The 21,899-nt window shown below is 58.8% G+C and carries 22 protein-coding genes; 19 read left to right on the top strand and 3 right to left on the bottom strand.

All coding sequences use genetic code 11. The features are described from left to right. Window positions 1–6 precede the first annotated feature (6 nt). The 8 genes from ACP6EK_RS03150 to ACP6EK_RS03115 are packed head-to-tail and all read left to right on the top strand — an operon-like array spanning window position 7 to window position 8,512. Entirely contained in the window at window positions 7–1,005 is a 999-nt protein-coding gene (locus ACP6EK_RS03150; RefSeq protein ID WP_438317770.1) for an acyl-CoA dehydratase activase-related protein, read from the top strand. Further along, window positions 971–2,092 (top strand): acyl-CoA dehydratase activase-related protein, encoded by a 1,122-nt coding sequence (locus ACP6EK_RS03145; protein WP_438317767.1) that lies wholly within the window; start codon window positions 971–973, stop codon window positions 2,090–2,092. The genes ACP6EK_RS03150 and ACP6EK_RS03145 overlap by 35 nt, the downstream gene beginning before the upstream one ends. Continuing rightward, the gene (locus ACP6EK_RS03140) at window positions 2,070–3,116 is read left to right on the top strand and encodes an acyl-CoA dehydratase activase (RefSeq protein ID WP_438317764.1); all 1,047 of its coding nucleotides are present in this window, start codon (window positions 2,070–2,072) and stop codon (window positions 3,114–3,116) included. The genes ACP6EK_RS03145 and ACP6EK_RS03140 overlap by 23 nt, the downstream gene beginning before the upstream one ends. Next, on the top strand, window positions 3,109–4,092 hold the full coding sequence (locus ACP6EK_RS03135) for a diguanylate cyclase (RefSeq protein WP_438317761.1): 984 nt from the start codon (window positions 3,109–3,111) through the stop codon (window positions 4,090–4,092). Before ACP6EK_RS03140 ends, ACP6EK_RS03135 begins: the two co-directional genes overlap by 8 nt. Continuing rightward, window positions 4,092–5,180, top strand: a complete 1,089-nt coding sequence (locus ACP6EK_RS03130) for a hypothetical protein (RefSeq protein ID WP_438317758.1) — start codon at window positions 4,092–4,094, stop codon at window positions 5,178–5,180. The genes ACP6EK_RS03135 and ACP6EK_RS03130 overlap by 1 nt, the downstream gene beginning before the upstream one ends. Before the next feature lie 13 nt (window positions 5,181–5,193). Then, window positions 5,194–5,973 (top strand): hypothetical protein, encoded by a 780-nt coding sequence (locus ACP6EK_RS03125; RefSeq protein WP_438317755.1) that lies wholly within the window; start codon window positions 5,194–5,196, stop codon window positions 5,971–5,973. Between the two features lie 2 nt (window positions 5,974–5,975). Further along, entirely contained in the window at window positions 5,976–7,517 is a 1,542-nt protein-coding gene (locus ACP6EK_RS03120) for a hypothetical protein (protein WP_438317752.1), read from the top strand. Further along, window positions 7,514–8,512: a potassium channel family protein gene (locus tag ACP6EK_RS03115; protein ID WP_438317749.1), complete on the top strand. Its 999-nt coding sequence runs from the start codon at window positions 7,514–7,516 to the stop codon at window positions 8,510–8,512. Before ACP6EK_RS03120 ends, ACP6EK_RS03115 begins: the two co-directional genes overlap by 4 nt. On the opposite strand, the gene ACP6EK_RS03110 is transcribed toward ACP6EK_RS03115, so the two are convergent. After that, window positions 8,509–8,982: a chemotaxis protein CheW gene (locus ACP6EK_RS03110; protein WP_438317746.1), complete on the bottom strand. Its 474-nt coding sequence runs from the start codon at window positions 8,980–8,982 to the stop codon at window positions 8,509–8,511. The genes ACP6EK_RS03115 and ACP6EK_RS03110 overlap by 4 nt on opposite strands. A 5-nt stretch (window positions 8,983–8,987) precedes the next feature. Next, on the bottom strand, window positions 8,988–9,197 hold the full coding sequence (locus tag ACP6EK_RS03105; RefSeq protein ID WP_438317744.1) for a hypothetical protein: 210 nt from the start codon (window positions 9,195–9,197) through the stop codon (window positions 8,988–8,990). A 148-nt stretch (window positions 9,198–9,345) separates the two neighbouring features. On the opposite strand from ACP6EK_RS03105, the gene ACP6EK_RS03100 reads away from it, so the two are divergent. Genes ACP6EK_RS03100 through ACP6EK_RS03050 form a run of 11 tightly spaced genes read left to right on the top strand, consistent with a single transcriptional unit; the run spans window position 9,346 to window position 19,818 of the window. Further along, complete coding sequence (locus tag ACP6EK_RS03100) at window positions 9,346–10,470, top strand: uroporphyrinogen decarboxylase family protein (RefSeq protein WP_438317741.1); 1,125 nt, start codon at window positions 9,346–9,348, stop codon at window positions 10,468–10,470. A gap of 12 nt (window positions 10,471–10,482) precedes the next feature. Beyond that, complete coding sequence (locus ACP6EK_RS03095; RefSeq protein WP_438317738.1) at window positions 10,483–11,841, top strand: TrkH family potassium uptake protein; 1,359 nt, start codon at window positions 10,483–10,485, stop codon at window positions 11,839–11,841. 11 nt (window positions 11,842–11,852) lie between these two features. Next, window positions 11,853–13,223 carry an acetyl-CoA carboxylase biotin carboxylase subunit gene (accC, locus tag ACP6EK_RS03090; protein WP_438317735.1) on the top strand — a complete coding sequence of 457 codons (1,371 nt, stop codon included), beginning with the start codon at window positions 11,853–11,855 and terminating at the stop codon, window positions 13,221–13,223. Further along, window positions 13,220–14,542 carry an electron transport complex subunit RsxC gene (gene rsxC, locus ACP6EK_RS03085; RefSeq protein ID WP_438317732.1) on the top strand — a complete coding sequence of 441 codons (1,323 nt, stop codon included), beginning with the start codon at window positions 13,220–13,222 and terminating at the stop codon, window positions 14,540–14,542. Before accC ends, rsxC begins: the two co-directional genes overlap by 4 nt. Window position 14,543: 1 nt before the next feature. Next, complete coding sequence (locus tag ACP6EK_RS03080; protein ID WP_438317730.1) at window positions 14,544–15,521, top strand: RnfABCDGE type electron transport complex subunit D; 978 nt, start codon at window positions 14,544–14,546, stop codon at window positions 15,519–15,521. After that, on the top strand, window positions 15,518–16,078 hold the full coding sequence (locus tag ACP6EK_RS03075; RefSeq protein ID WP_438317727.1) for an RnfABCDGE type electron transport complex subunit G: 561 nt from the start codon (window positions 15,518–15,520) through the stop codon (window positions 16,076–16,078). The genes ACP6EK_RS03080 and ACP6EK_RS03075 overlap by 4 nt, the downstream gene beginning before the upstream one ends. Then, entirely contained in the window at window positions 16,078–16,677 is a 600-nt protein-coding gene (rsxE, locus tag ACP6EK_RS03070) for an electron transport complex subunit RsxE (protein ID WP_438318854.1), read from the top strand. The genes ACP6EK_RS03075 and rsxE overlap by 1 nt, the downstream gene beginning before the upstream one ends. Beyond that, the gene (locus tag ACP6EK_RS03065) at window positions 16,674–17,264 is read left to right on the top strand and encodes an RnfABCDGE type electron transport complex subunit A (protein WP_017889414.1); all 591 of its coding nucleotides are present in this window, start codon (window positions 16,674–16,676) and stop codon (window positions 17,262–17,264) included. Before rsxE ends, ACP6EK_RS03065 begins: the two co-directional genes overlap by 4 nt. A gap of 13 nt (window positions 17,265–17,277) precedes the next feature. Continuing rightward, window positions 17,278–18,102, top strand: a complete 825-nt coding sequence (locus tag ACP6EK_RS03060; protein WP_438317723.1) for an RnfABCDGE type electron transport complex subunit B — start codon at window positions 17,278–17,280, stop codon at window positions 18,100–18,102. Continuing rightward, window positions 18,102–19,577 carry an FGGY-family carbohydrate kinase gene (locus ACP6EK_RS03055; RefSeq protein ID WP_438317720.1) on the top strand — a complete coding sequence of 492 codons (1,476 nt, stop codon included), beginning with the start codon at window positions 18,102–18,104 and terminating at the stop codon, window positions 19,575–19,577. Before ACP6EK_RS03060 ends, ACP6EK_RS03055 begins: the two co-directional genes overlap by 1 nt. After that, complete coding sequence (locus tag ACP6EK_RS03050; protein WP_438317717.1) at window positions 19,546–19,818, top strand: TM1266 family iron-only hydrogenase system putative regulator; 273 nt, start codon at window positions 19,546–19,548, stop codon at window positions 19,816–19,818. The genes ACP6EK_RS03055 and ACP6EK_RS03050 overlap by 32 nt, the downstream gene beginning before the upstream one ends. A 503-nt stretch (window positions 19,819–20,321) precedes the next feature. On the opposite strand, the gene ACP6EK_RS03045 is transcribed toward ACP6EK_RS03050, so the two are convergent. Further along, entirely contained in the window at window positions 20,322–21,881 is a 1,560-nt protein-coding gene (locus tag ACP6EK_RS03045) for an alkaline phosphatase (protein WP_438317714.1), read from the bottom strand. Window positions 21,882–21,899 lie beyond the last annotated feature (18 nt).

Below are 21,899 nucleotides of genomic sequence, written 5' to 3'. Positions count from 1 at the left end.
AGAGGTATGCGTGTCGGCATTCCCCGGGGTTTGCTGTTCTACCGCTTTTTTGCGCTCTGGAAAACGTTCCTCGAGGAACTCGGGGTGGAGGTGGTGGTTTCCCCGCCCTCGAACAAGGCCATCATCCAGCACGGCCTTGTGTACGGGGTTGAGGAAATCTGCTTCCCCGTGAAGGTCTTCCTTGGGCATGCGTACGCTCTTCTTGGGAAAGTCGATGCCCTCTTCATCCCCCGGATGGTGAGCTTTCGTAAAAACGAGTACAACTGCCCCAAAATCCTGGGGCTTCCTGATCTCGTGCGGAATCTCTTTCAGGTGAGAAGCGAAGCCATCATCGACGAGGAAATCAACATGCGGGAACGGGGAATCCGGGGATGGTGGGAAGGGTTTCTGGCCATCGGGCGGCGATTCACCCGGGATGACCGGAAAATCGTTCGGGCCCTGAACCGGGCAGAAAAGGCCCACCAGGAGTACCGGAGAAAGCTCCAGGAAGGATTCCTTCCTGAAAATCTCATCGACCATCGTCCCATGCTCCCCCGAAGAGAAAAACAGGTTGTGCTCTTGGGGCACCCGTACCTCCTTGGCGATAGCTACATCAACATGAACATCGTACGGAAAATCCACGACCTTGGATACTCGGTGGTCACCCCGGATATGGTCCCCGAAAGGACCGTACGGAAGGCCCTCGCCATCCTTCCCAAGGCGAGTTTCTGGACCATCTCGAACGAAATCGTGGGTACGGCGTTCTCGTTCCTCAAAAAGGAAGACCAGAACGTCCGGGGCTTTGTGCACCTCGTCTCCTTTGAATGCGGGCCGGATTCCCTGGTTGGCGAGGTCGTCGAACGGTACATCAAGCGGGAGAAGCGATCCTTCCCGTACCTGCGTCTGGAAATTGACGAGCACACTGGGGAAGCAGGACTCGTGACGCGCCTTGAGGCCTTTGTGGACATGATGGAGTGGAGGAACGCCCACCATGCGAGCTACCTTCCCACACCTTCTGCACCTTGACGTAGCCCTGGGTATTCTCTACCCCAGTCTGGGGATTGAGATCGTTCCACCTCCTCCAATCACCCAGAAGACCATCGAAATCGGGGTGAAACTCGCGCCTCAAAATGCCTGTTTTCCTCTGAAGGTGACCCTGGGCAACTTCATCGAGGCCATTGAGCAGGGGGCCGACACCATCTTCATGGTTGGGGGCGTGGGGCCGTGTCGCTTCGGATACTACGGGCAGATCCAGCGAATCATTCTTGAAGACCTGGGGTACAGGGTGCGGTTTGTCCTTTTAGACCATCCCCGGTATGGAGTGCGGTCGTTTCTCTCGGCCCTCTGGGCCATGACGGGGGGGCGGCTGTTGCTGCCCGAAATCGTCCGGGTTGCTCGCCTGAGCTTTGCGGTGCTGCGCTTCACCGAAGAACTCGAAGCCCACCGGCGGGCACTGCGCTGCCAGGTGAAAGACCCCCAGGAACTCGACCGGGTCATCGATGGAACTCTTGAAGCCCTGCGACAAGTAAAGACTCTCGGAGAACTCGAGGCGCTTCGAAAGAGCGCCCTGGAGAAACTCAACGCCCTCCCCCGGAATGGGAGAAAGGACTTCCTGAAGGTAGGGATTGTCGGGGAGGTGTACATTGCCCAGGAGACGCGGGTGAACTTCAACGTGGAAAAACTCCTCGGCGATCTTGGAGTCTACGTCCACAATTCGGTCTCAACGGTGGAGTACGTCCTCCACACCTTTCGGCCTCTCACCCGCTCCCGGGAGAAACTCGAAGCCTGGGAACTGGCAAAACCCTACCTCAAGCGGTTTGTGGGGGGAGAGGGCATCGACAGCGTAGGGAGCACCATCCGCTACGCCCGGGAGGGCTTTGACGGGGTGGTGCACCTGTATCCTTTCACCTGCATGCCAGAGATTGTGGCCAAAGGGGTGCTCCAGGCAGTGAGCCGGGACTTCGACCTTCCGGTGCTCCACCTGGCCATCGACGAGCACTCAGGAGAGGCAGGGCTCGTCACCAGGGTGGAGGCCTTTGTGGATGTCCTGGAGCGGAGAAAACAGGAGAAAAAACGGGGGCTGAAACGGAATGGATCTCTTTCTCGGAGTTGATGTGGGTTCGGTGACCACAAAATTCGTGCTCATGGATAGAGAGAAGCGCATCCTGGCAAGCTGTTACCTCAGGACAAGCGGCGACCCCATCGCCGCCTTGAAAGAGGGTCTGCGCTACATCGAGCACCACATGCCCCAGGGAGGGGTCATTCGGGGTGTGGGCACCACGGGAAGCGCCCGGCACTTGGCCGGGGTCATTGTGGGCGCCGACATCGTGAAAAACGAAATCACCGCCCACGCCGTGGCCGCCATCACCCGGGTCCCCGACGTGCGGACGGTTTTCGAAATCGGTGGACAGGATTCGAAGCTCATCATCATCCGCAACGGCGTCGTCGAGGACTTTGCCATGAACACCGTCTGTGCTGCCGGAACCGGGTCGTTCCTGGAGCACCAGGCGGTTCGTCTCAACGTCCCCATTGAGGAGTTCGGGAAACTCGCCCTCCAGGCCAGGCAGTCGGTTCGGATTGCGGGGCGCTGCACCGTGTTCGCCGAGTCGGATATGATCCACAAGCAGCAGTTAGGCTTTGGGAAAGCGGAAATTGTGAAAGGGCTCTGCGAGGCCCTGGTGCGGAACTTCATCAACAACCTCGCTTCAGGACGGGAGATTGAAGACCCCATCGTTTTCCAGGGGGGTGTGGCCGCCAACCAGGGAATGGTGCAGGCCTTCCGGGACTTCTTCGGAGGGAAAAAGCGCATCATCGTCCCTCCAGAGCACGGCGTCATGGGGGCATGGGGTGCGGCAATTCTCGCCATGGAATACGCCCCTCAGGAAACGGCCTTCCAGGGATTCTCAGTTGTGGAACGGAACTTCAAAAGCCGGAGCTTCATCTGCACCGACTGCCCCAACGCCTGCGAGATCGTGGTCCTCAAGGAAGACGACCGGGTGAAAGCCCTCTGGGGCAGCCGCTGCGGCAAATGGACCCCGGAGACGGCCACGGTTCGCTGCGAGGAAGAGGACGAAACCCTCTCCTCCCTCTCATCATATCCGGGATGTTCCCCAGAAAGGTGCGCCATGCATGGGTGACACGGAAGGGAAAGTTATTGTTGTCGACGACTCCCAGTTCATCCGCTACCTCGTGAAAGACATCCTCGAGCGGGAAGGATTCACCGTGACGACCCTTCCCGATGGCCGGGCACTTCTGGCCTGCAAGGACCTTGAAACGGCCGATGTTCTGCTCCTTGACGTCGTCCTTCCAGACACCGATGGGTTCACGTTATGCCGCAAGCTCAGGATGCATCCTGAGCTTGCCCACCTACCGGTCATTTTCCTCACCGCCCTCGAGACGCAGGACGCCAGGGTGAGGAGTTTTGAGGTGGGAGGGAACGATTACCTGGTCAAGCCCATCCACCCTCAGGAGCTCTTAGCCCGGGTCAGGACCCATGCGAAGCTCCGCAGGTACCTGCGGGAACTTGAGGAGAAGAACCGCAAACTCGAGGAGCTCACCGCCGAGCTGGAACATCTGGCCTTCTTTGATGCCCTCACCGGTATTCCCAACCGCCGTTCCTTTGACCAGCGCCTTGCGGAGATAGAGGCCAATCACCTCCGCTACGGGACCCCTTACGCCCTCATCGTCATCGACATCGACCACTTCAAACACTACAACGACGCCCTCGGACACCACAGGGGAGATGAGCTTTTGCAGTCCCTTGCCCAGGTTTTTTTGCGCTCTGTGCGGGGTGGGGACTTCGTGTCCCGCTTCGGTGGAGAGGAGTTCGTGGTCCTCTGCTTCGGCGCCCGGGAAGAGGAGGGTCTGGTGGTGGCTGAGCGCCTCAGGAAAAACGTCGAGGAACGGTCTTTTCCTCACCCCAAAAGCCCGATAGCCAAAGTGGTGACGGTTTCCTGCGGCGTCTGCGGCCGGGAACACGCAAGAAGCGCCGTAGACCTCTTCACCCGGGCAGATCGTGCGCTGTACGAGGCTAAAAAGAGGGGACGAAACCGGGTGGTGGCTTTTGAGGAGCTTCAGGAAAGAGCGTGGACAGCAAAGGAGCGTGACGCATAATGCGAAGGGTTTTTGGCCTTACGGTGCTCTGGGTATTCCTTTTTTCGGGAGTTCTGGCCCACGCCCAGGAGGGAACGGTGGTCTCGCCAATCGTGCGGGACCTTGAGGAAATGGAGAAAGTCCTCTACGGGACGCCCCAAAGCGGCAGTGTCCTCGTCCGGGTGGAGAAGATTGAGAAAGACCTCACCGGAGATACTCTTTCCGGGACACTCATGGAGCGGGTGGGGCGGCTGAAAACCTTCATTCTCGACGGCACGAAAGATGAGCCCTCTCTGGCCTTCAAAATGCGGGCCATTCGCCTCACCCTCCGTTCAGAACCGCCCAAAAGCGGTGTGCTCCTTGCCGAACTCGAGGAACTGGAACGCCTGATCTTCGGTGTGGCAAGTAGCGACCCCATCGGTGCTCGGGTGGACCGGCTTTACCGGACCTGTGTGGACCCCACAAAAGCCGCAAGCTTCACCGTCCTCGTCCCCAGAGAAACCCTGGTGAAGGTGGCTCTGGAGACCGAGCTCAACTCCGAACGGAACGAGGCGGGGGACCCGGTGCCTTACGTGGTCTTAGAGGATGTGCGGATTGAGGGGGTGCTGGTCATCGCCAAAAACACCCGGGGTCAGGGTAGAATCGTGAAAGTCCGCCGGCGGGGGGCTTTCGGGAGACCAGGGCGGATTGAAATCGACTTTGGGACCGTGGAGGCCGTTGATGGAACTCCCATCCCCCTCACCATGGGCGAGCGGGCCATCCAGGAGAACAAGGCCCTGGCGTACGCGGTGGGAGCAAGCATCGCTGGACTCGCCATCTTTGGCCCCGTGGGAGCCGTTGCCGGAGTCTTCGTCCAGGGGGAACCGGCGAAAGTAGAAAAGGGGAAAGAGTTCTACCTTGAGGTTGCGGAAGACCGGGAGGTCGCAGGACCCTTAGAGGTTCCGCATGTCGAAAAGACTGAGGAGGCATTCCCGCCGGCCACTCCTCTCCCCTCGATTTCTGAGGAGAGCGAGGGCATTGAGGAACTCCCCGAAACCGGGGAGGTTTCCCCCGAGGTTACTCCAGCTCCCCAGGTGGAAATCGAAGTACAACCCTTCGAAGAATGGTAAGGAGAGGTGAGCCATGAGACGCTTAGCCACGAGTGTCCTTCTCGCTCTCGGTGTCCTGTGTCTTGGGTTTTCTGCCGCAAAAGCGGAAACCAGAGACTACGAGAAAATCTACAAAGATACGGTGGCCCGGTGGACCCGTTCGATCACCGTCCGGGAGAGCTTTGCCGTTTCGGCCCTTTTCTGGAACGAAGAGGTGACCCAGGCCTGGGTGGCAAAGTACGGCAAGGAGAACTTCCTCTCTTCTGAAGAGGAGCTCGCATACCATCGGGACTTCATCCAGCGAGAACGTCTCAACCGGTACCTCGTCTTCGAGGTCACCCTGAAGAAACTCAAGGGGGCTCCCCTCTACCCTCTGCGCTTTGCCCAGAACACCTACCTTGTGGACGACAGAGGTCGCAAGATTTTCCCTGCCGACTACGACAGGGGGTTTGAGGAAAAGATTCTCCGGGAATTCACTGGAAAAATTTACTTCCCCCGTTTTGACAAAGACGGCAATCCCTTCATCACTCCTGAAACCAGGTACATCGTGCTCCACCTGAGTCAACTCTCGCCCGAGGCCTCGCTCTTCGCCCATGAGGTTGAGCTTCGCTTTGATGACCCCTACATTCCTCCCGACTTCTCCCGGCCGGAGTGGAAACCCGTTCTCGAAGAGGAAATCCTCCGCCTTGAGGAACGTCTGAAGGACCTGGAGTACCGGAAAAAGCAACTTGAGGAGAACCTGAGGCAACTCGAGGAAGAGGAGAGGAGGGTCCAGGAGCGCCTCGAAGAGCTCAAAAGGCAGCGTGGACAGTAGCTTTGCTCTTTCTGTGGACACCCCTCCTCTTTGCCAGGGAGGGTATCCACATCAAAGCGGCAACTCTCCTGTATGATGAGGCCGGCAAGGTCCTTGAGGCCCTGGGGGGAGTAACGGTGGCGTGGGGGGATTTTGCCCTCACCACTGAGCACATCCGTTTCTCTATTCCTGCACTTGAGCTTTTCGTCGACACGCCTTTCGAGGCCTCCTGGGGAAGCGCGAAAGTACGGGGAGAGGTACTGCAGTACTCCTTTGCCCGACGTCAGGGGTTTGTGGAAAACGCTTCCCTCACGTACGCCCTCGGGGAAAGGGGGGAGCTGTTCTTTCGGGGGAAACGTCTGGAGTACACAGCAGGAACCTGGCGCGGAGAGGGCATTCTCTGCACGGGATGCAGGAGAGAACCGCCCCTTGTGAGCCTTCGAGCGAAAGAAGCGACAGTGTTTCCTGAGGGGAAAGTGGTCATCAAGGGGCTTGCCCTGTACGTTCGTGAGAAGAAAATCCTGGAAATTCCCTGGTACACCCGAACCTTCGCCGAAAAAGGAGGGTTCCTCCTTCCTGCTTTTGGCTTTTCCCGGGAGAAAGGGTGGTACACCGGTTTCCGCTACGAGTACGCCCTATCCCCGGAGGCACTTTTCCTTGCCCGGTACACCCTGGGGAGCCGGAGAGGGCAAAAGTTCCAGACGGACCTCGTTTTTGCGGGGGATTCCTTCACCGGATGGGCCTTCTGGGATACCCGTTTTTCAGGTGAGGACTCATTCGGAACAGTGGCTACTCTACGAAGCGGTGACTTCTCTCTGTCTCTCCTGAGCATCCACAACGAGGAGGTCGACTCGCACACCCTTTCCCGCTCTCCCCAGATTGTGGCTTCCTTTGAAAAGGCCGCAGGAGGTTCCCTTGCCCTTTCGGGCAAACTGAGCTACGGGTACTTCGCCACCGAAACCGTGCAGGACACCCGTTGCGACGCCCGCTTGAGCCTCTCTTTGAAGGGAGAAAACGCCGGTGCTACTGTCTTTGGGTGGGGAACGCTTTTTGGGAGCAGAGAGCACACCATGCGGTGGGGTGCAGAGGTATTCTGGGAAAAGAACCTCTCTCCGGAGTTCTGGGCCCGCTTCCGGTGGCGTTTCGTAGAAGGGGAGGCGTCCCCCTTCTTCTTCGACCCTACAGGAGAGTCCACCCTCACCTTTGAGTGCCTCCTGGGAAACACAGAAGAGAGCTTCCTTCGCCTTCGGGGGCGGTACGATTTGAACGCCGGGGCTTTCCGGGATTGGACGTTTGGCATCGGCATAGGAAGCGAGGAAATGTCCCTGGGGATTGAGGGGGTGTACTCCCCCGAAAAGGGAGCCCTTACGGAGAAACGGTACTTCCTGCGCCGGAACATCGAGGACTGTGTCAGCCTGGAGCTTTCGTTCTCCGATCCTGAAGGGGACCTCTTTGTAGCCGTGAATTTCTCGGGGTTCGACAAACCCCAGCGAAGTGAGAGCCTCTTCGACGAAGAGGAAGCCTTTGATCCTCTCGATTTTCAGCGGGAAACGGATACGCCGTGATCCGGCAGTTTCTCATCCTTGGTGGGATCATTCTGGGCCTGGTCCTTGGAGGGAGTTTGGGGTACGTCCTCATCGAGCGGTGGCCCTTCTTCGACGCCCTCTACATGACAGTTATCACCCTGACCACCGTAGGGTTCGGAGAGATCCGTCCCTTAAGCCCTGCGGGACGAACCTTTACCATCGGCATTGTGGGGTCAGGGGTGCTCACCGTGACGTACGGTGTGTCCTCCCTCGTGCGGCTACTTTCTGAGGGGAAACTCGGTGAATACTGGCGAAGGCAGGAGGTGAAGCGGATGCTCAAAACCATCAGGGGGCATTTCATCATCTGCGGATGCGGGGTGGTGGGGAGTGAGGTGGTGGAGTACTTCGTCCGATCCCGCGTTCCGTACGTGGTCATCGAGAAAGACCGGGAGAAAATCGAACGGGCGATGCTACTGCACCCTGACCTTCCTTTCCTTGAAGGTGACGCCACCCAGGAGGAAATCCTTAAAGAGGCAGGAATCGAGCGGGCCCGGGGGCTTCTGGCTCTCGTGGGGAGCGACCCGGAGAACGTCTACATCACCCTCACCGCCAGGCATCTCAATCCACACCTTCGGATTGTGGCCCGGGCCATTGCCCCCGAATCCGTGGAAATCCTCCGCCGTGCCGGTGCTGACTACGTCATCTGTCCCCAGAAAATTGGTGCACTGCGCCTGGCTGCCGCAGCCTTACGACCCCAAGCCTCATTCTTCCTCGACCTTCTCCTTCGCAGTGAGACGCTGGACCTCGCCATCGAGGAAATCGAAATCCAGTCGCAATCGCCTCTTTGCGGGAAAACCCTCGGGGAGGCCAACCTCCCGGAGAGGTTTGGCATCCTCGTTGTGGCTATCAGGGATAGAGAAAAAGGGAGCTTCCTCTTCAATCCCCAGGGCGACACTCGCCTTGGTCCCCAGGACACACTGATTGTCCTTGGGAGAACCGAAAAAATCCTGGAGCTCCAGAAGCTTGCTCTTTAGGCCTTCTCCAGCGTCCCCTTCAGGTCCTCAAGGGCGTATTTCTCCTCTTTGGTCAGGACCTTGGCAAGGTCAAGGAGAATGAGGAGTTTTCCTTCGAGTTTTCCCACCCCTTTGATGTACTCGGTGTCGATGGAGGCAATAAGGGGCGAGGGCGGTTCAATTTTGTCTTCGCTCAAGCGGAGGACCTCATCGACGCTGTCCACAATCATCCCAACCGTGTGCGGGGGGACGTCAACGACGATGATACGGGTGGACTTGGTCTCTTCACCTTTGGGAAGGCGGAAACGCTTGCGGAGGTCGATGACCGGTATGACCCGGCCCCGGAGGTTGATCACCCCTTCAACGAAGTCGGGGGCTCCGGGGACTCTGGTGATGGGCTGCATCCTGATGATTTCCTGGACCTGGGCGATATCCACCCCGTACACTTCCTGAGCAAGCTGAAAGGCCACAAGCTGCAGTTCCTGAGGCATACACCTCACCTCCTCTTGACGATCACGGTTTTTCCCCGCCAGGAGAAGTACGCCACCTTCCCCTCCTTCTCCAGGCTCAGGACGATTTCCCACACCACTGGAAGAGGTAACCCTACCCGTGCCACAAGGTCCTGGAGGAAGACCACCTCCTCGAAAGCAGAAAGCACGAGCTCCCTGGGACTCATGGTCTCCTCGCCGCCGGCAACAAGAAGCACCAGGACACCCCTTCCCTTCCTTTCTATCGGACGAAATCCGCAGGACTTTAGTCCCCATTGTACCATGTGGGACGTTTTTCGAAAGAGCTTTCTGAAACGTTCCTGTGTGGTATAATTCTTTTTAGTTGTGTGCTCTGGAGGGAGTGCCATGACACCGAGAGAGCGAGCGCTGCGTGCGCTGAACCATGCAGTTCCTGACCGTATTCCTCTGGACCTTGGGACGACGAACTGCACCACCCTCACGAAGAAAGCCTACGAGAACCTCAAGGCCTATCTCGGGATTGAGAAGGCAACCCGCCTCATGATGGAGAACTTCCAGATTGTCTTCGTGGACGAGGAGGTCCTCGACATCCTGGGCATCGATACCCGGGGCATCCATCCCGAACCCCTTCCGCAAAAGCGGTGGGTTGATGAGCGAACGTACTACAACGAATTCGGCATCAAATACCGGATGCCCGAAAACGGGCTCTACTACGACATGGTGGAGCATCCTCTGGCGGGAAAAACCCTGGAAGAGCTCGAGGATTACGAATGGCCGGACCCTGCAAAGACCATGAACCTCGAGGGGGTGCGGGAGCGAGCAGAGGCGCTCGCCAAAGAGGGAACGTACCTCCTTGTGGGGGATATGATTGACACGGGGATTTTCGAGCCCTGCTGGTACCTGCGGGGATTTGAGAATTTCCTCGTTGACCTCGTCTGCAACGTGGATTTTGCCACGGCACTCCTTGAGAAGATGTACGAGTACCAGCTCAAGCGGTACTCGCTGTTTCTTGCCGAGTGCGGAGAGTTCCTCGACGTGATCTTCGTGGGTGACGATTTGGCCACCGCCGAGAGCACCATCATGAGCCCGAAGACCTACCGGGACATCGTGAAACCATACCACAGGGAGTACTTCAAAAACCTCAAGAAAATGGCACCCAGGGCGAAGCTCCTCTACCACTCCTGCGGGAGCATCGCCCCCTTCATTCCCGACCTCATCGAAATCGGGGTGGATATTCTCAACCCCATCCAGGTTTCCGCTCAGGGCATGGACACGAAGGTCCTCAAAGAGCGCTTCGGTAGGGACCTGTGTTTCTGGGGGGCCGTCGACACGACCTTCGTCCTCCCCCGGGGGTCTGAAGAGGACGTGCGCCGGGAAGTTCGCCGCCGCATCGAGGACCTCGGCCCTGAGGGATATGTGCTCTGCGCGGTGCACGACATTCAGCCAGACGTTCCTCCAGAAAACATCGTCGCTATGTACGATGAAGCCCGGCGTTTCGGAGTCTTCGCATGAGAAGGCGATAGGGTGATCAGCGAAAGTCTTTCAGTACTTCTCCAGAGCCTGAGAAGACGCCTGACTCTGCTTTCCCCGGCTTCTTTCGTGCTTTTTGGGTTCTCTGCCCTCATTCTCATCGGGACGGTCCTTCTGCTTTTTCCTTTCTCCGTGGCTTCAGGGAATGCCATACGGTTCATCGACGCTCTCTTCACCGCCACCTCCGCGGTGTGCGTTACGGGTCTTATCGTCGTGGACACCGGAACGTTCTTTTCCCTCTGGGGCCAGATAGTCATTCTCGTCCTCATCCAGTTTGGGGGACTGGGGTACATGACGGTGGCGACGCTCCTTGCCCTGGCCCTGAGGCGCCGCATCGAGTACCGGGATCGCCTGGCCATACGGGATTCTTTCAGCCTCGACGTTCCCGGAGGAGCAGTGCGCTTTGTCTTAGACGTTCTGCGGTACGTCCTCTGGGTCGAGGGCGTGGGATTCTTCCTCCTCTCTGTAGCCTTTCTGCGGCACCTTCCACCCACGAAGGCGTTATTTTCCGCCCTCTTCCACTCGGTGTCCGCTTTCTGCAACGCCGGGTTCTCGGTGTTCTCGGATAGCCTCGAGGGTTTTGCCCTTGACCCCCTTGTGAACCTCACCGTTATAGGGCTCATTGTGGTTGGAGGTATCGGATTTGTGGTGATCCGGGAGTTCCTGGAACACCGCCGCCTGAACTCCCTGCACGCCAAAACGGTGGTGACCACGACCGTCGCCCTCATCGCCCTCGGGACGTTCTTCCTCCTCATCACGGAATCCTCAAACCCCACGACCCTGGGGGCATTCCCCTTCTGGGGAAAGTTCATGGCCGCGCTCTTCCAGGCGGTCACGCCGAGAACCGCAGGGTTCAGTACCGTTCCCATCGCCCGTCTCCGCCCGGTCTCGGCGCTCCTTCTCATGTTCCTCATGTTCGTGGGTGCTTCCCCGGGGGGCACAGGGGGAGGTGTGAAAACCACCACCCTGGCGCTCCTTCTGGCCCTCGTCCGGAGCACCCTCCGGGGTCAGGAGGGGGTGGCGCTTTTCCACCGGCGGGTGGCCCGAAACGCCGTCCGCAGAGCCCTGGCCGCGTTTTGCTTTGGCCTGGGGCTGGTCTTTTGCTCCACCATGCTCCTTTTCGCCACCGAGAAGGGGGATCCCCTCGACCTTGCCTTCGAGGCCGTTTCGGCCTTCGGCACGGTGGGGCTCTCCCGGGGAGTCACGCCGAACTTGTCAGACCTGGGGAAGCTTGGTATCATTGTAACGATGTTCCTTGGGCGAGTGGGTATTTTCACCGCCCTGGTAGCCATGGGTGTTGCTCGAGAACGGAAGGAACTGCTCGTCTATCCCGAGGAGCGAGTGCTCATTTAGGAGGGATTTTTTTGTTCTCCAAGGTCCTCATCGCCAATCGGGGAGAAATCGCCCTGCGGGTCGTTCGGGCCTGCAAGGAACTCGGACTCAAAACCGTGGGGGTGTTCTCCGACCCCGACGCGAATCTCCTCCACCTTCGCTTCGTCGACCAGAAGGTTGCCCTGGGAGGGAACTCGGCAATCGAAACGTACCTGAACATTCCCAAAATCGTCCGGGCTTGCGAAATCACCGGAGCCGATGCCGTGCATCCGGGATACGGATTCCTGGCAGAAAACGCTACTTTCGCTGAAGAGCTCGAAAAACGGGGTATCGCCTTCATCGGTCCGGGACCTGATGTCTTGAGGAAAATGAAGAACAAACTCCAGGCCAAACGCCTCATGCACGAGGCCGGAGTCCCGGTAATCCCCGGGTCCTTAGAACCGGTAAAGACCTTTGCCGATGCTCACGACATCGCCAGGGAAATCGGCTACCCCCTCCTCCTCAAGGCCTGCTTGGGTGGAGGAGGCCGGGGCATCCGGGTGATCGAGAGCGACGACGACCTCAAAAAGTCCTTCGACAGCGCTCGCCGGGAGGCCCAGGCAGCCTTTGGGAACGAGGAGCTCTACATCGAAAAGCTCATTGACCGGGCCCGACACATCGAGGTGCAGATTCTCGCCGACCGGTTCGGCAACGTCATCCACGTTGGAGAGCGGGAGTGTTCCCTCCAGCGGCGTCGCCAGAAAATCCTCGAGGAGGCTCCGGCCACCGGTCTCTCCCCAACCCTTCGCGCAGAGATTCTCGACGCCGCCGTCCGGGCGGCAAAAGCCCTGGGGTACGTGACCTGCGGGACCTTTGAGTTCCTGGTGACCCCCGAGGGGAACTTCTACTTCATGGAGCTCAATGCCCGCATCCAGGTGGAGCACCCGGTGACGGAAGAAATCTCCGGAGTGGATCTTGTGCGGGAGCAGATTCGCCTGGCCGCAGGAGAGGAACTCGCCTTCCGTCAGGAAGACGTCGTCCTGCGGGGTCACGCCATCGAGATGCGCATCAACGCCGAAGACCCTGAGAAACGCTTTGCCCCCTCTCCAGGGCGTATCGTGCAGTTTGAGATTCCCCGGGGTCCGGGAATCCGTGTGGACTCCCACTGCTATAGCGGCTATACCGTCCCACCTCACTACGATTCCCTCATCGCAAAACTCATCGTGTGGGATGTGAGCCGGGAATTCGCCATCCGCCGTTCCCGGGAAGCTTTGCGATCCTTTTTCGTCGAGGGCATCGCCACCACCATTCCCTTGCACCTCCGGATTCTCTCGCACCCCGATTTCCTCGAAGGCAACCTCCACACTCGCTTCGTCGAAGAGGTGTGGCAGGAGGACGTCAAAGGAGGCGACGTGCGACGATGAAGCTTCGAACCTTTCCTCAGGGAGTCTTCCTTCCCCATCACAAGGAAGACACCGCGCACCTCCCCATCGTTCGCGTTCCCGAGCCCTCCCGTGTTGTCCTTCCCCTCATCCAGCACACCGGTGCTCCCCTGAAGCCTCTGGTGAAAAAGGGGGACACGGTCAAACGGGGGCAGAAAATCGCCGACGTCGACGCCTTTGTGGCTGCGCCGGTCCATGCCCCGTTGAGCGGGAAGGTTACCGGGATCGAGGAGTGGGCGCATCCAACAATGGGGAAATTCCAGGCCATCCTCATCGAGAACGACGGAAAGGGCGAGGAAGACCGCTACGAACCGCTTCCGGAAACCATCGAGGACCTCGAACCGGAGCGTTTGCGAGCCTTCGTCCGGGAAGGGGGGTTTGTAGGGCTTGGGGGAGCAGCCTTCCCAACCCACGTGAAGCTCTCCCCGCCTCAAGGGAAACCCATCGACTCCTTCATCCTCAATGGATCCGAATGCGAGCCCTACCTCACCTGTGACCACCGGGTGATGCTGGAACGTACCGAAGAGATGCTCCTTGGGCTCCGTATCATGGTCCGGGCCTGCGGGGCCAAAAGGGCCTACATCGGCATTGAGGAGAACAAAAGAGACTGCATCGACCACGTGGCGAACCTCCTCCGGAACTTTCCCATCCCCGCGGAGGTTGTCCCCTTAAGGACCAAATACCCCCAGGGTTCGGAGAAACACCTGATTCTTGCCATCCTGGGCCGCGAGGTCCCTCCAGGAGGGCTTCCCCTTGACGTGGGCGTTGTGGTGAACAACGTGCAGACTGCGGCAACACTCGGCCGGATGGCCAGAACAGGTCTTCCTCTTGTGGAGCGGGTCATTACGCTCTCTGGAGACTGCCTGAAAAAGCGGGGGAACTTCGAAGTCCCCCTGGGGATGCTCCTTGAGGACCTTGTGCATTTTTGCGAAGGGTTCACCGCCCCACCCCGGAAAATCATCATGGGCGGACCGATGACCGGCATCACCCAGGTATCCCTGGCCGTTCCCGTCATCAAGGGAACCTCGGGCTTCCTCTTTTTCCGGAACGTCCCAAAAAAGCGAGAGTACTCCTGCATCCGCTGTGGACGGTGCGTTGCCCACTGCCCTATGCGCCTTCTGCCGTATCTCCTTGGGAGGCTCGCCGAAGAGAGGCTCTTTGCCGAAGCCGAGGACAACCGGGTCCTCGACTGTGTGGAGTGCGGGTCCTGTGCGTACGTTTGCCCTGCGGGGATTGCCTTAGTGCACCTCCTGAAGCTGGCAAAGTTCGAAGTGATGCACCGAAAACGGGGAGGGAAATGACGTGGAAGACCTCAGACTCGTCACCTCTGCCCCACCTCACCTGAAAAGTCCGGTTACCGTCCCCTGGATCATGCAGCAGGTGGTCTTGGCGCTCCTCCCCGCCGCTGCCTGGGGCGTGGCGTTTTTTGGACCCCGCCTGGCCCTGCCGCCCCTTGTGCTCTCTGTCCTCTCCTGTGTGGGGTTTGAAGCACTGGATTGCCTGGCCTTCCGCCGCCCTCCCACAGTAGGCGACTGGAGCGCCGTGGTCACGGGAATGCTCCTTGGGCTCTCCCTTCCTCCCGGGTGTCCTTTCTGGATCCCCATTGTGGGCGGAGGCGTGGCCATACTCCTCGGGAAGCAGATGTTCGGAGGGATAGGACAGAACATCTTCAACCCGGCCCTTGTAGGACGGGCTGTGCTCCTCATCTCCTGGCCGAAAATCATGGCCACCTGGTACGTGCGTCCTCCCTTTGCCCTTGGAGCGACCTCATACGCCACGCCAGTCGATGTTGTGACGAGCGCCACACCCCTTGGGATTGTCAAGGCCTACGGATACGCTGCGGTGTGGGAAACTCCCCACCTCCTCTTCCGGCTCTTTATGGGGCTTATCCCCGGATGCATTGGGGAGATTTCAGCGTTCCTTCTACTCCTTGGGTTTGCGTACCTCCTTGCCCGGGGTGTGGTCCAGTGGGACATTCCCCTCTTCTACGCCCTCGGGCTCTCTTCTGTGGCGCTTTTTGCCCGCCAGAATCCCCTCTTCCACCTCTTCGCCGGTGGCGCCGTCATGGGGGCGTGCTTCATGGCTACTGACTACACCACTTCCCCCATGACCTCCCGGGGGAGGATGATTTTCGGCTTTGGCGCCGGAGCCTTAACGGGCATCATCCGGTGGCTTGGGGGGTACCCTGAGGGGGTAACTTTTGGCATCCTCACCATGAATGCTCTGGTGCCGCTTCTTGACCGGATGCTGCCACGGAGATTCGGGGTGAAGAAAGCATGAGGAAAATCCTGCGTGTGGCACTGGCACTGACGGTGGTCTGTGTGGCGGCCGCCCTCTCGCTCTCTGTGGTGTACGTGGTGACGAAAGAAAAAATCGCCGAAGAGGCGAAGAAAGAGCTCAAAGAAGCCCTCGGGGTTGTCTTCCCCGAAGCAGAAACCTTCACCCCCCTTGATCTTGCGGCCCTGGGGACCCTCCCCGAGTCAAAGGAAATCCAGTTCCTCGAAGCCTACGAGGCACAGAGTGGCGGGGAACGCCGGGGCATGGTCTTCAAAGTAGCAAGCACCGGTTACGGCGGTCCCATCGTGCTCCTTGTGGGGGTGGACACAGAGGAGGGAAAAATTACCGGCCTCAAGGTTCTGGAACACCAGGAGACCCCGGGGCTCGGTTCAAACATCGCCGAGGTGGGTTTCCTCTCCCAGTTTCTGGGGAAATCCTTAGCAAGCCCCTTCAGGGTGGGGGAAGACGTCCAGGCGGTGAGTGGCGCTACCATTTCAAGCCGCGCCGTGGCGCGGGCGTGCGCGAAGGTTGCTGAAATCGTGCGAGGTGAAAAGCGATGATGCGGGAGTTCTGGTACCACTTCCGGAACGGGCTCTTGGGAGAAAACCCGGTGCTGAAGCTCATGATCGGGCTGTGCTCGGTCCTTGCTGTTTCGGTGCGGGTTGAGAACTGCCTCGGGATGGGGGCCGCGGTGATTTTCGTTCTGACCTGCTCGAGCCTTGTGATTTCTCTCATCCGGAATTTCGTCCCCAACGAGGTGCGCATTCCCATCTTCATCGTGGTCATCTCCACCTTCACCACCATCGTGGACCTCGTGATGAAGGCTTACCTCCCACCGCTTTCGAAGGCCATGGGTATTTTCATCCCCCTCATCGTGGTGAACTGCATCATCATGGCCCGGGCCGAGGCCTTCGCCTCGAGGAAACCTCCCCTTCTTGCCGTGGCCGACGCCCTGGGAATGGGGGTGGGGTACACCCTCGTCATCACCGCCATCGGTGTTGTGCGGGAGCTCTTTGGCTATGGGGAAATCCTCTCTCGTCCCGTGTTCCCCAGAACTTACCAGGGCATGATGGCGATGATCCTGCCCCCCGGAGCTTTTCTCCTCATCGGCATCTACATCGCGCTCCTCAACTGGTCGCTGAGGAAGGTGAAACCATGAACACCGAAATCCTCACCCTTCTTAAAATCATCGTCAGCGCCGCCTTCGTGGACAACATCATCCTCGCCCGCTACATCGGCCTCTGCCCCTATATCGGTATGTCCTCGAGTGTCGCAAACTCCATCGGTATGGGGATGGCCGTGACTTTTGTGATGGTCCTTGCCTCCATCGTGACCTGGGTTCTCTGGAACTACATCTTCGTCCCCCTGGGGCTTGAGTACCTCCGCATCATGGTGTTCATCCTTGTGATTGCAACGCTCGTGCAGCTTGTGGAGATTCTCCTCAAAAAGAATGTGCCGAATCTCTACCGGGCCATGGGTATCTACCTCCCCCTCATCACCACAAACTGCGCTATCCTTGCCGTCACCTTCCTCGGGGTGGATTACGGGTACACCCTCCTCCAGGTTGTGGTGTACAGCATAAGCGTGGCCTTGGGGTTCACGGTGGCCCTGGTGCTCCTTGCCGGTATCCGGGAACGCCTGCGCATGGCTCGGGTACCCCGGTTCTGGCAGGGGTATCCGATTGTCTTTGTGGCGACATGCCTTTTGGCCATCGCCTTTCTGGGCTTTAAGGGACTCGTGAAGTAGGGGGAAAGGTCGCATGAACATCCTCATCCCAACAGTACTCGTTGGCGCTCTGAGCCTTGCTTTCGGGCTCATGCTCTCCTGGTTTGCCAGGAAATTCGCCGTCCCGGTGAATCCCCTCGTGCAGGAAGTGGAACGGGTCCTCCCTGGGGCAAACTGCGGTGCCTGTGGTTTCCCGGGCTGCAGCGGCCTTGCCGAAAAAATCGCTTCAGGTGAGGCGCCAGCAAATGCCTGCCCCGTTGGGGGTCCGAAGGTGTGGGCAGAGCTCTCCCGTCTCCTTGGGCAGGAAGCCAGTAACTGGGAGGTCAAAAGAGCCGTGGTGCTCTGCCAAGGCGGGAAAGGCGTGGCCCAGGCGGTTGCCGAGTACAGTGGAGTGGCAAGCTGCAAGGCGGCACACATCCTTCCCGGATCCTTCAAGGGGTGCCGTTTTGGGTGCCTGGGTCTTGGTGACTGCGTCCAGGTGTGTCCGTTCTCGGCCATGCACATCGACCCGGAGAGCGGGCTTCCAGTTGTCAATTGGGAAAAGTGCACGGGATGCGGGAAATGCGTGGCCGAATGCCCCCGAAAAATTCTCGCCCTTGTCCCCAGGAAAGAGCAGGTCACGGTGGCCTGTGTGTCCCTTGATGCCGCCAGAGAGGTCCGGAAGGTCTGCGCAAAAGGCTGCATCAAGTGCCAGGTTTGTGTTCGGACCTGTCCGGAGGGTGCCATCACCTTCGAAAGCGGAAGGATTGTGATCTCCCGGGAAAAGTGCACCCTCTGTGGGCTCTGCATTGAGAAGTGTCCTACCCACTGCATCATCCGGGTGGGGAAAACCGCAGCCCTGCTTGAGGTGAGGGGATAATGCCGCTCCTCCTTGGCATCGATATCGGGACCACCAACACCAAGCTCAAGGTGTACAGTGAAGACGGACAGACCCTCGCCGAGACGAGCTTCAGAACACCGCTTTTTTCGGATACCCACGGCCCCTACTACGACCCGAAAGAACTCACTACTCTCCTTTTTGCGGCCGTAGCGGGGTTTCCCGAGCGTGTGCGAAGAAGTGTCAGGGCCCTGAGCGTTTCGAGCTTCGCCGAGGTCATGGTGGGGCTTGACGAGCGTGGTGAACCCCTCACCCGGTGCATCCCCTGGTACGATGAAAGAACGAAAGAAGAAGCTGCAGAAGTGGCCCTTGACCCATCCTGGGTGTACGAGACCACAGGGCTCTCCCCCCACCACAAGTACTCGCTCTACAAGCTCCTCTGGCACCGCCGCCATGAACCGGAGGTGTTCAGGGCGGTGCGCTTCTGGACCTCGATGTCGGGGTTTGTGCTCTTTGCCCTGAGTGGCGAGCTCTCTTTCGACTACTCGCTTGCCTCCCGGACCATGCTCTTTGACCAGCACACCCGCACCTGGAGGGAGGAACTCCTCGGCCTTGTGGGAGTGGAGGAAAAGCAGCTTGCCCCCCTATGTCCTTCTGGCGTTGCCCTGGGGCGCCTGAGGCACGAGGCCGCCAGACAGTGTGGTCTTCCCGGAGACGTTGCCGTGGTCACCGGGGGCCATGACCACCCCTGCGCCGCCTTAGCGTGCGGGGTCTTCCAGAAAGGATGGGGGCTCATTTCCACCGGAACCACGGAATCCCTCATGGTTCCCCTGGAACATCCGCCTTCTTTTGCCGGAGATAGCGGAGGGAAGCCCTTTTCCTTCGGCCACCACGTGGTCTTCCCCCTCTACTACGCCATGGGAGGTATCTATAGTGGTGGATTCGCCGTCGACTGGATACTCCGTCTCCTTAGGGAATCCTACGAGGTTTTCGCAGAGCTCGACCCCGTGCGCGAGGAGGACGTACCGTTCTTCTTCCCATACCTCCTTGGGGGAGAGTACGAAGAGGCAAAGGGGGCCTTCCTGAACCTCTCGGGAGATACAGAACAAGAGGATTTCGTGCTCTCCGTGCTCTTTGGGTTGTGCGCGGAGTACAGGACCATCTGGGAGCGAATGGAGAAAGAGCTCTCCTACATGGTCACCCAGGCGGTGAACGTTGGGGGTGGAGTCCAGAATGCCCTCTGGATGCGCCTCAAAGCCACGTTCCTGAAAAAACCCATCGTCGTTCCCGCTGAAAAGGAAGGGAGTTGCCAGGGGGCTGCTCTCCTTGCTGGCATCGGCGCGGGGGTATACAAAAGTCCTGAGGAGGCGTTTTCCCGGGCATTCCGGGTGGAGAAGACCTTTGAGCCCATTGCAGAGCTTGAAGCACGGGTTGACCACTGGTACACTACCTACCTGGCGCTTCGGGAGGTCCTGAAAACGGCCAATGTGTCCATCGCCAGGAGAAAAGAAAAGTAGGGTTGGGGTTATCGGCATCATCGTCACCGACCGGGAGCAACAGGCAGAGCGGGTGAATGAAATCCTCGGGGAATTCGGTGACGTCATCGTCGGCCGCATGGGCATTCCCTACCGGGAACGGAACATCTCGGTCATTGCCCTCATCGTTGATGGCGATACCGATACCCTCGGAGCCCTCACCGGACGCCTGGGGAGTATCCCCGGAGTTCGGGTGAAGTCGGCCCTGGTGTCGACGGGGTGACGCGGTCGGGCAAGTTGGGCTCAATGAAGGTGAGGGAGGGGGGAGACAGGGAACGACTATTTCTCCGGATAATTGCTTGTTGACGATGAAGAGCCAATCTTGGACCACCTTGAGTCATGCCCCTGGGGTGACAGAGCGGCTATGCCGCTCCTTCCGGGAGACGCTCTGGTGCACTCCAAGACAAGACGAACCTCGGTACCACAAGGTCCCACCTTAAAGGTAAGGAAGTTCGTAAGAAGAGAAATCCGCCCTGGAGCTTTAGAGAAAAGGAACCAAGATATACCGGTTTCTTGAGCGTCCACAGGTGTGAACCCGCTCAGAGAATACGAGGCGAGTAGAACCCAGCACTGAGTGGTTGAAACCACGCTGAGTCCTGCTGAGAAAGAGTGCCCAGCGTTCCATGGGCTATGTACCTCAACTGTGTCTTGCCAGGATATCTTGGACGAAAAAAGGCTGGACCCCCCAAGAGGGGGGTCCAGGGTTGGGGAGGAGTTTGTTTTTGCTCAGTATCCCCGCTCGGACTGAGATTGAGACTGCGCGGCTGCTACCGTGAGTCCCAGAGCCTCTCTGAGTTTCACGTAGAATTCGGTGTTGTCGTAATAGCCGTCGAAGAGCTCTGCTCTGGCACCCAGAGCAAAGACCGGGGTGGGTTCACCGGTGTGCGCGTAGGTAGTCCAGGAGAAACCGGCTTTCTCGGCAATGATTTTGGTGAGCGTCACGGTGAGGGGATCGTAGCCACCGTAGAGCACCTTGGCTTCGTCACCCTCTAACTTCTCGCCCTGCAAGATGGCCATGCTGGCGGCAAAGGCTTTCTCGAGCCGCTCGCGCTCGTAATCAGAAAGCGCCATGGCGAGTTTCTCCCGAGCCTCGGCATTCTCCTTGGCGGCTTCCTGGAGTTTCGCCTTTTCCTCTGCCGAAAGCCACAAAAGTCCGAAGTTCTCCTGGATTACCGGCCAGAAGTTCTCGAGGCTCCGCTCCGCAGCGGGGGTTTTCTCGAAGTACTCCTTCACCTTCTTCTCGAAAACCTCGTAGGAGACCTTCTGGTGGTCGAGCCTGCGGGGGTAGAGGTTGTAGCCGGTGAGCGCATAACCGAGGCTCAAGCCCCCGTTCCCGTGGTCGGCGGTAACCACAATCAGGGTTTCCTCAGGGTGCTTCTCGTAGAACTTCACCGCTTCGGCGACCGCCTGCTCGAAATCGAGGATATCCCCGATGACCGCTCTCAAGTCGTTAGCGTGACAGGCCCAGTCGATTTTTCCGCCCTCCACGTGCATGAAGAAGCCGTTGGGATTGTCGGCAAGGAGCTCGATGCCCTTGCGGGTGAGTTCGGCCAGAGAAAACTCCTCAGCTCCCCGGTCGATGGCGTAGGGCATGGCGGCTTCAGCATCGAGCACCGGGTTGATCACCACTATTTTGTCGGCGGGGGCGGTGAGTTTTTCGAAGTCGCTGCGGCTCTGAATCACGGTGTAGCCCTCTTTTTTGAGGATGTCGAAGATGCTCTCCTTGTCCTTCTCCTTTCCGGTGGGCTGACGGAAACCACCGCCGGCGAAGTAGTTGAAACCGCTCTTTGCCAACTCCAGGGCGATGTCGTAGTAGTTATTCCGGGAGGGATTGTGGGCATACAATCCTGCGGGGGTGGCGTGGTCGAGTGACACGGTGCTCAAGTCTCCGATCTTCTTTCCGGCTCTCTGGGCTTCTTCGGCCAAGGTGGTGAACTTCTCGGTTTTCGTCACGTCCATGTTGAGGACGCCGTCTAAGGTCTTCCGGCCGCTCAACATGGCGGTGATCGCCGAAGCCGAGTCGGTGATGTACCGGCCGGCGTCGAAGGTGTTCATGAGACCCACCACCGGGAACTTGGTGAAGGAAATCCGCTCGATCCCGGGGGCATCCTTTTCACCCCGTTTCACATCGTAGAGGTAGAGCTCGGTGGCGGTGACGCTACTTATGCTCATTCCATCGCCGATGAAGAGGAACACGTACTTTACCCCAGCCGCAAAGGCGACGCTTCCCAAGAACATGGCCATGAGCACAACCGTTACAACCAGGTACCGAAACCGAGAGACCATTTCCACAAACCTCCTTTC

Origin of the sequence: Candidatus Caldatribacterium sp. SIUC1 (genome assembly GCF_051549785.1) — a bacterium.
In the GTDB taxonomy this organism is placed as follows: domain Bacteria; phylum Atribacterota; class Atribacteria; order Atribacterales; family Caldatribacteriaceae; genus Caldatribacterium.
Note: the sequence above shows the minus strand (reverse complement) of the source record. Positions and strands in the feature narration are given on the sequence as shown.

Excerpts from the sequence above, each read along its gene's own strand:
- ACP6EK_RS03150 (WP_438317770.1), top strand. The coding sequence starts at position 7 with ATGCGTGTCGGCATTCCCCGGGGTTTGCTGTTCTACCGCTTTTTTGCG.
- ACP6EK_RS03145 (WP_438317767.1), top strand. The coding sequence starts at position 971 with ATGCGAGCTACCTTCCCACACCTTCTGCACCTTGACGTAGCCCTGGGT.
- ACP6EK_RS03140 (WP_438317764.1), top strand. The coding sequence starts at position 2,070 with ATGGATCTCTTTCTCGGAGTTGATGTGGGTTCGGTGACCACAAAATTC.
- ACP6EK_RS03135 (WP_438317761.1), top strand. The coding sequence starts at position 3,109 with ATGGGTGACACGGAAGGGAAAGTTATTGTTGTCGACGACTCCCAGTTC.
- ACP6EK_RS03130 (WP_438317758.1), top strand. The coding sequence starts at position 4,092 with ATGCGAAGGGTTTTTGGCCTTACGGTGCTCTGGGTATTCCTTTTTTCG.
- ACP6EK_RS03125 (WP_438317755.1), top strand. The coding sequence starts at position 5,194 with ATGAGACGCTTAGCCACGAGTGTCCTTCTCGCTCTCGGTGTCCTGTGT.
- ACP6EK_RS03110 (WP_438317746.1), bottom strand. The coding sequence starts at position 8,982 with ATGCCTCAGGAACTGCAGCTTGTGGCCTTTCAGCTTGCTCAGGAAGTG.
- ACP6EK_RS03100 (WP_438317741.1), top strand. The coding sequence starts at position 9,346 with ATGACACCGAGAGAGCGAGCGCTGCGTGCGCTGAACCATGCAGTTCCT.
- rsxC (WP_438317732.1), top strand. The coding sequence starts at position 13,220 with ATGAAGCTTCGAACCTTTCCTCAGGGAGTCTTCCTTCCCCATCACAAG.
- ACP6EK_RS03075 (WP_438317727.1), top strand. The coding sequence starts at position 15,518 with ATGAGGAAAATCCTGCGTGTGGCACTGGCACTGACGGTGGTCTGTGTG.
- rsxE (WP_438318854.1), top strand. The coding sequence starts at position 16,078 with ATGCGGGAGTTCTGGTACCACTTCCGGAACGGGCTCTTGGGAGAAAAC.
- ACP6EK_RS03065 (WP_017889414.1), top strand. The coding sequence starts at position 16,674 with ATGAACACCGAAATCCTCACCCTTCTTAAAATCATCGTCAGCGCCGCC.
- ACP6EK_RS03060 (WP_438317723.1), top strand. The coding sequence starts at position 17,278 with ATGAACATCCTCATCCCAACAGTACTCGTTGGCGCTCTGAGCCTTGCT.
- ACP6EK_RS03055 (WP_438317720.1), top strand. The coding sequence starts at position 18,102 with ATGCCGCTCCTCCTTGGCATCGATATCGGGACCACCAACACCAAGCTC.
- ACP6EK_RS03050 (WP_438317717.1), top strand. The coding sequence starts at position 19,546 with ATGTGTCCATCGCCAGGAGAAAAGAAAAGTAGGGTTGGGGTTATCGGC.
- ACP6EK_RS03045 (WP_438317714.1), bottom strand. The coding sequence starts at position 21,881 with ATGGTCTCTCGGTTTCGGTACCTGGTTGTAACGGTTGTGCTCATGGCC.